This window comes from Stenotrophomonas sp. SMYL86, assembly GCF_036320025.1.
In the GTDB taxonomy this organism is placed as follows: Bacteria; Pseudomonadota; Gammaproteobacteria; order Xanthomonadales; family Xanthomonadaceae; genus Stenotrophomonas; species Stenotrophomonas maltophilia_A.
This window is the reverse complement of sequence record NZ_JAWIRU010000002.1, coordinates 97773-104456: the sequence shown is the minus strand read 5'-3', so window position 1 is coordinate 104456 and position 6684 is coordinate 97773. Positions and strand designations below refer to the sequence as shown.

Sequence of the window (6684 nt, the reverse complement as noted above, 5' to 3'; positions counted from 1 at the left end):
CCGGCGCCCCCCGGGCGACCCGCCCACCGCGGAATCGGTCGGGCCGGCCGCTGGCCGGCTCCTCGGGTACCACACGATTGCCGGCCAGCGGCCGGCACTACCGAATGACTCCTGCAACAGAAAAGGCCGGGGTCTCCCCCGGCCTTCTCAGTTCATCCCGTTACCGCGATCAGGCGATCGCTTCCTGGTAACGGCGCTCGACTTCGTTCCAGTCGATGACGTTGAAGAACGCGCCGATGTATTCCGGACGACGGTTCTGGTACTTCAGGTAGTACGCGTGTTCCCACACGTCCAGGCCGAGGATGGGGGTGTTGCCTTCCATCAGCGGGCTGTCCTGGTTGCCGGTGCTCTCGACCACGACCTTCTTGTCCGGGGTCACGCTCAGCCACGCCCAGCCGCTGCCGAAACGGGTCAGCGCCGCCTTGGTGAAGGCGTCCTTGAACTTGTCGAAGCCGCCCAGGTCCTTGTCGATGGCCTTGGCCACGTCGCCCACCGGGTTGCCGCCAGCATTCGGAGCCATCACGGTCCAGAACAGCGAGTGGTTGGCATGGCCGCCACCGTTGTTGCGCACCGGACCCTGCAGGTTCTCCGGCAGCGACTTGAGCTTCTTCACCAGTTCTTCGACCGGCAGGTCAGCGTACTCGGTGCCTTCCAGCGCCGCGTTGACGTTGTTGATGTAGGTCTGGTGATGCTTGGTGTGATGGATTTCCATCGTCGCCGCATCGATATGCGGTTCCAGCGCGTCGTAGGCGTAGGACAGCTTGGGCAGGGTATAGGCCATGATGCATCTCCTGATTGCGAGGGCACCCGACGGTGTCGGGCGTTGCGCGGTGAATGATGGGGACAGACCGCCAGATTACCAAGGGGGATGTAAAGGAAATTGCGTCCTGCCAGTGAGCATGACGGCAATTGTTACGCAGCAGTGACGCGACGGCGTCCTCATGCACCGTGCAGCGCACAGGCGCTACAGTGCCCGCACCACCCTCGCCCGCCCCTGCCCATGCGCAACCCCCGGCTGCTGATCACCGCCATCGCCCTGCTGCTGCTCGGCCTGGTCGCCAACCATTTCATGCAGCGCCCGCCGGCGCCGCAGTTCGCGCCCGACCTGCAGGGCGCGCCTGCCGCGCGCGCGCCGGCCACGGCCACGCCCGCAACCGGCAACGACAGCAGCCTGCCCGCATTCCTGCCCGCTGAAGCCCGGCAGACCATCGCCCTGATCCAGCGTGGCGGCCCGTTCCCGCACCGCCAGGACGGCAGCACCTTCGGCAACCGCGAGCAGCAGCTGCCGCAGCGCCCGCGCGGCTACTACCGCGAATACACCGTCGACACCCCCGGTGCGCGCACCCGTGGCGCTCGCCGCATCGTCACCGGCGGCGATCCGCCGGAGGCGTGGTACTACACCGACGACCACTACGAATCGTTCCGCAGCTTCACCGTACCGGCCCAGGGAGCGCAGTGATGAGCCACGATGATTTCGGCCTCGGCCTGCATGACATCAACAATGCCGGCGTTTACGCCATCGACAGCGACGACATCGGCGCACTGGCCGCGGCGATGCGCGATGCCGGGCTGAAGGTGATCCGCATCGACCTGGAAGGCGTGGCCGACAAGCGCACCCTGCTGGCCCGGCTGGCCGCGCAACTGGATTTCCCTGCCGGCTTCGGCGGCAACTGGGATGCACTGTCGGACAACCTGCGCGACCTGCAGTGGCTGCCAGCCAACGGCTACGCGCTGTTCCTGGCCGACGTGGACACGTTGCGCGCCTCCACGCAGAAGGATTTCGACACGTTGCTGGACGTAATGGACGAAGCCAGCCGCGACTGGGTTGGCCGAGACGTGCCGTTCTGGGTGTTTCTGTCGCAGAGCGCGTGAGGTCACCACCCAGGTAGAGGCCGCCCCTGGTCGGCGCACGTGCATCCGGTAGATGCCGACCTTGGTCGGCGTTTCTGTGCCAACCAAGTTTGGCACCTACCAAAGCGCGGGCCGGCCAGCAGGTTGGCCGAGACGTGCCGTTCTGGGTGTTTCTGTCGCAGAGCGCGTGAGGTCGATGCCCTGGTAGATGCCGACCTTGGTCGGCGCTTCTGTGCCAACCAAGGTTGGCACCTACCAAAGCGCGGGCCGGCCAGTGGGTTGGCGGAGACCTGCCGTTCTGGGTGTTTCTGTCGCAGAGCGCGTGAGGTCACCACCCAGGTAGAGGCCGACCCTGGTCGGCGCACGTGCTCCGGTAGATGCCGACCTTGGTCGGCGCGTCTGTGCCAACCAAGGTTGGCACCTACCAAAGCGCGCCAGCATGGCCGTCACATCCCGCGATGGGTCCATCGAAAAGCCCCCTTGTTGTTCAAGGGGGCGCGCCAACGGCGCGGGGATAAGGAAACATGCGTGGACAGCGGGAGCCGTTAGCGGCTCCCGTTGTCTTCCTGCAGCTCTTTCTTGAACGGGATGTCCGGCGGCGGTCGTGCCACCGCTGGCTGGTCCTGCATGTTCGGATTGGTCAGGCCACAGCCACCACCGGCCTGCAGGATCGAGATCACGCAGGAGATCTTCGTGCTGGTACCCGGCAATGGAATCTCCATCGCCTTGACGCCCTTGCGCACCCATTCGGCCAGCAGCGATTCCTGCGGCACCCAGTACTTGTCGAACGAAGTGGGCGTGTAGTCGTACGGCGGTCGCTTCAGCCAGGTGCCCGATTGCGCGATGCGTTCCTTGCTCCAGCCGTCGTTGGCGCCACCTGGCGCACCGCGCTCGGCACGCCCCTCGCCTTCCTGGCCCGGCACGCGGACGCTGCCATCGGCATTGAACAGGCCACTGCCCTTGCCGCTGGTACTGGCCTGGCGGGCGCCCTTATCGGCGCCGTCCTGGTTGCGGCTCGATGCACCCCAGTCATCGCCCTTGGCGGGCGTGGCCCAGTTGCCCGGATTGGGGGCCGGGCGCGCTCCGGCCTGGGCCGGGGTCGTGCTGGATGCAGCAGGCCGCGCAGTGTTGCTGCTGGCCTGCGTCGCGCTGCCATTGGCCGCCGGCGCGGGCGTTGCCGCGGGTGCATTGCCACTGGAAGACGAAGGGGCTGCCACCGGTGCCGAGGCTACTTCGCGCTCGCGCACCTGTACGTCACGCCCCGCCGGCGCATGCACTGCCGGTTCACGACCGGCGACGGTCGCCATCCGCACCTGCGGATCGACCACCGCCTGCACTTCACGCTCGCGCACCTGTACGTCGCGCTGCGGCACGCGCACCTGCACATCGGCCGTGCGCAGTGGCTGCGACACCGCCGGTGCATCGACCGTACTGACTTCGCGCTCCTGCACCAGGATGTCACGCAGCTGCGGCGTCCGCACCGCGATCTGCGGCGCACGCATCGCGGTTGGGGTTGGCGGCGCCTGCACCGGCTGCACGCTGCGCTCGCGCACCGTGGGCGTGGTGTCACGCGGCACGATGCTGACCTCGGTGCGCGGCACGCTGACCGGCGGCACCACGAAATCCGTGCTGGCCTGCGCCACTTCGGTGGCCTGCACCGGCGACGGTGGCGGGGCCGCAAGCGGGGCCGGCTCGGCTTCGGCCGGCGGCGACGGCACGCTGGCTGTCGGAGCTGGAGCCGGTGCAGGCGCAGGCGCCGACGCGGCCGCAGGACGCGGCTCAGGTGCAGTCGCGGCCCCTGCTGTCTGGCCGGCGGCAACCTGGCCGGCCGGTGCAGCCGCAGCCGCCTCGGCACCCGGCTGATCGCCTCCGCCCTCCTGGGAGGCGCGGCCGACGAATTCCACCTGCACACGCTCGCCTTCGGCGCCCTCTGCTTCCGGTGCCGTGGTGCGGATCACCGCAACCCACAGCAGCAGCATGAAGAACAGCAGGTGCAGCAGCGCGCTGGCCAACGCCGAGGTCCAGCGCATCCAGCGCTGATCGCGCGGCGCAGCGTCCCAGTCCTGCCAGAACAACCGGCGCAGCGCCTGCCACGGCGACAGCCGGGGTGATTGGCCCGGCGCTCCAGGCAGCGGGCGCGGCAGCAATACCGCAATCACTTCGCGGGCGTGGAACGGCCGCGGCAGCGGGCCCAGCGAGCGCAGCCACAGCGCCCAGCCATAGGGCAGGCGCGTGGACTTCTCGAGGACGGCCCGTGGCTGCTGGCGGGCCAGCAGCAGTTCGATGAGTTGCTCGGCCCGGGTCAGAGGCACGCGTCAGCGGTCAGGCGACGTTGCCGCGCGGGATATACGGCGCGTGGCCGCTGTCATGGTCGGTCGCGTCGCGCACGGCGGTCACGCCCGGCACGCGGCCCATCAGGGTCTTCTCGATGCCCTGCTTGAGCGTCACGTCGGCCATCCCACAGCCCTGGCAGCCACCACCGAAGCGAAGCAGCACCACGCCGTCGGACGAGACTTCCTGCACGGCCACCTTGCCGCCATGCGAGGCCAGCTGCGGATTGACTTCGTTTTCCACCACCCAGTGCACGCGCTCGACCAGCGAAGCGGCATCGCCGGGGGCCTCGCCCTTGATGCGCGGCGCCTTGATGGTCAACTGCTGGGTACCGGCGGTGCCGGCGACGATGTCGATCTCGGCGCCATCGAGCCAGCCGACGCTGCTCGCATCGACGTAGAGGGTGAAGCCATCGCAGTCCACCGCCCACTCGTCACCGAGCAGGTCGGTCGGTTCGGCGAACTCCAGCCGGGCATCGGCGCGCGGGGTGCCGGGCTCGACCGCACTCAAGCGCACGCCCATGCCGGGCACGCCCTCGCGTTCGATCAGCTTGCGGAAATGGGTCTGGGCAGTGTCGGAGATCTGGATCATCAGGCTATTCTAGCCAAGTAAGCGTCAACCGCTCATTCGGTTTATACACCGTCCGGCGCATTGTTCAGTCAACACGAGGTGGAGATTCCCATGGCCGACCTGATTCCACTGGCCCAGGCCCGTTGCGTGCCGCGCAAAGGCAGCGATCACAAGCTTGGCGAAGCCCGCCTGGCCGAACTGCTGCCGCAGATTCCCGGCTGGGAGCTGAGCGAGGGCGGCCAGGCCCTGTCGCGCACCTTCCGCTTCAAGGATTACTACGCCACCATGGCCTTCGTGAACGCGCTGGCCTGGATCGCCCATCGCGAGGACCACCATCCGGACCTGGGCGTGCACTACGACCGCGCGGTCGTGCGCTTCTCCACCCACGATGTGGGCGGCCTGAGCGAGAACGACTTCATCTGTGCGGCGAAGACTTCGGCCCTGACGGAGCAACTGCCATGAACGTACGTTTGCTGAGCCTGTCCCTGATCGCTGCGACCGGCCTGGCCGGCTGTGGCGCGTCCGAACCAGCGGCACCACCACCGCCGCCGCCCACCGAAGTGGCTGCGGTGAAGACACCGCCGCCGCAGTACCCGCTTGAGCTGGCCTGCATGGGTGTGGGCGGCACCAGCACCTTCAAGGTGACCATCGGCACCGACGGCAAGCCGAGCGAAGTGGCTCTGCTGACCGGCGCCGGCAACCCCCAGCTGGACGAGCTGGCCAGGACCGCCGTACAGGGCTGGCAGTTCAATGCCGCCACCCGCAACGGCCAGCCCGTGCCGGCCACGATCCAGGTGCCGGTGAGCTTCAACCCGCCGCAACCGAAGCCGGACCAGTGCTTCGCCATCGAAGAACGCCTGCGCCGCGGCGGCTGATCGCGCGCTCCCCGACGAGGCCAGCCGACGCCCGCCTCGCCCTCCCCGCCCCGGGTTCATCCGGGGCGGTTGTCTGTTGACCAGGACCGCGTCGGTACATGCTGCAGATTCCCCCCGAAAATGTCTGGATCGCACTGGCGGTCACCCTCGCGGCCGGCCTGGCCACCGCCATCGGCAGCCTGCTGGTGCTGTTCTCGCGCCGCCCCAACCCGCGCCTGCTGGCCTTCGGCCTGGCCTTCGCCGGCGGTGCGATGGTCTATGTGTCGCTGTCGGAGATCCTCAACAAGTCCATTGCCTCGTTCGCACTGGCCTATGGCGAGCGCACCGGCTTCACCTACGGCACTCTGGCCTTCCTGCTGGGCGTGATCGTGATCGTGCTGATCGACCACTTCATCCCCAACCCGCATGACAGCCTGGACAAGCAGGACCCGGCGTTCCGCGAGAACAGCCGCGAGTACCTGAAGCGGGTTGCCCTGCTGACCTCGATCGCGATCACCGCGCACAACTTCCCGGAAGGGTTGGCAACCTTCTTTGCCACGCTGGAGAGTCCGTCGGTCGGCATGCCGCTGGCCTTCGCCATCGCCATCCACAACATCCCCGAGGGCATTGCGATCGCGGTGCCGGTGTACTTCGCCACCCAGAACAAGTTCTACGCGTTCAGTGCCAGCCTGCTGTCCGGCCTGGCCGAACCGGTGGGTGCGGCGCTTGGCTACTGGCTGCTGTCCGGATCACTGTCGCACGCCACCTTCGGCTGGGTGTTCGGGCTGATCGCCGGCGTGATGGTGTTCCTGGCGCTGGATGAACTGCTGCCGGCGGCCAAGCGCTATGCCAAGGGCCACGAAACGGTGTACGGGCTGGTGGCAGGCATGGGCACGCTGGCGATCAGCCTGGTGCTGTTCAAGTGGTGAGGGGTTTGCGGCCAACGGGCTGAGCCCCCTCGCGGCTGGTACGTCCCGCAGCATCGAGAGGTCACGGGCGGGGGCGGCTTGCAGGGGACGCCGTGAATCCGTCCCTGGGGGGGGGGGGGCCGCCAGCATGCGGGGGGCCCCCCAGCACC

8 protein-coding genes are annotated in these 6684 nt (G+C 68.1%); 5 read left to right on the top strand and 3 right to left on the bottom strand.

Annotated elements, in window-relative coordinates; translation table 11 throughout:
- Positions 1 to 169: 169 nt before the first annotated feature.
- A complete protein-coding gene (locus V3B64_RS03065) occupies positions 170 to 781 on the bottom strand; it encodes a superoxide dismutase (protein ID WP_005410310.1) in 612 nt (203 codons plus the stop codon).
- 219 nt (positions 782 to 1000) lie between these two features.
- Here V3B64_RS03065 and V3B64_RS03060 point away from each other — a divergent pair, with 219 nt between their 5' ends.
- Entirely contained in the window at positions 1001 to 1459 is a 459-nt protein-coding gene (locus V3B64_RS03060) for a ribonuclease domain-containing protein (RefSeq protein ID WP_329913596.1), read from the top strand.
- Complete coding sequence (locus tag V3B64_RS03055) at positions 1459 to 1872, top strand: barstar family protein (protein WP_032129660.1); 414 nt, start codon at positions 1459 to 1461, stop codon at positions 1870 to 1872. Before V3B64_RS03060 ends, V3B64_RS03055 begins: the two co-directional genes overlap by 1 nt.
- 524 nt (positions 1873 to 2396) lie before the next feature.
- Here V3B64_RS03055 and V3B64_RS03050 read toward each other — a convergent pair.
- Both V3B64_RS03050 and V3B64_RS03045 read right to left on the bottom strand, forming a co-directional pair.
- Positions 2397 to 4163 carry a hypothetical protein gene (locus V3B64_RS03050; RefSeq protein WP_329913595.1) on the bottom strand — a complete coding sequence of 589 codons (1767 nt, stop codon included), beginning with the start codon at positions 4161 to 4163 and terminating at the stop codon, positions 2397 to 2399.
- Between the two features lie 10 nt (positions 4164 to 4173).
- On the bottom strand, positions 4174 to 4773 hold the full coding sequence (locus V3B64_RS03045; protein WP_032129662.1) for an NfuA family Fe-S biogenesis protein: 600 nt from the start codon (positions 4771 to 4773) through the stop codon (positions 4174 to 4176).
- A gap of 90 nt (positions 4774 to 4863) precedes the next feature.
- Between V3B64_RS03045 and V3B64_RS03040 the strand changes: the two genes are divergently transcribed.
- The 3 genes from V3B64_RS03040 (at position 4864) to zupT (ending at position 6535) form a co-directional block, all read left to right on the top strand.
- A complete protein-coding gene (locus V3B64_RS03040; RefSeq protein ID WP_006456031.1) occupies positions 4864 to 5214 on the top strand; it encodes a 4a-hydroxytetrahydrobiopterin dehydratase in 351 nt (116 codons plus the stop codon).
- On the top strand, positions 5211 to 5627 hold the full coding sequence (locus V3B64_RS03035) for an energy transducer TonB (RefSeq protein WP_032129663.1): 417 nt from the start codon (positions 5211 to 5213) through the stop codon (positions 5625 to 5627). Before V3B64_RS03040 ends, V3B64_RS03035 begins: the two co-directional genes overlap by 4 nt.
- Positions 5628 to 5725: 98 nt before the next feature.
- On the top strand, positions 5726 to 6535 hold the full coding sequence (gene zupT / locus V3B64_RS03030) for a zinc transporter ZupT (RefSeq protein WP_006456115.1): 810 nt from the start codon (positions 5726 to 5728) through the stop codon (positions 6533 to 6535).
- Positions 6536 to 6684: the final 149 nt, after the last annotated feature.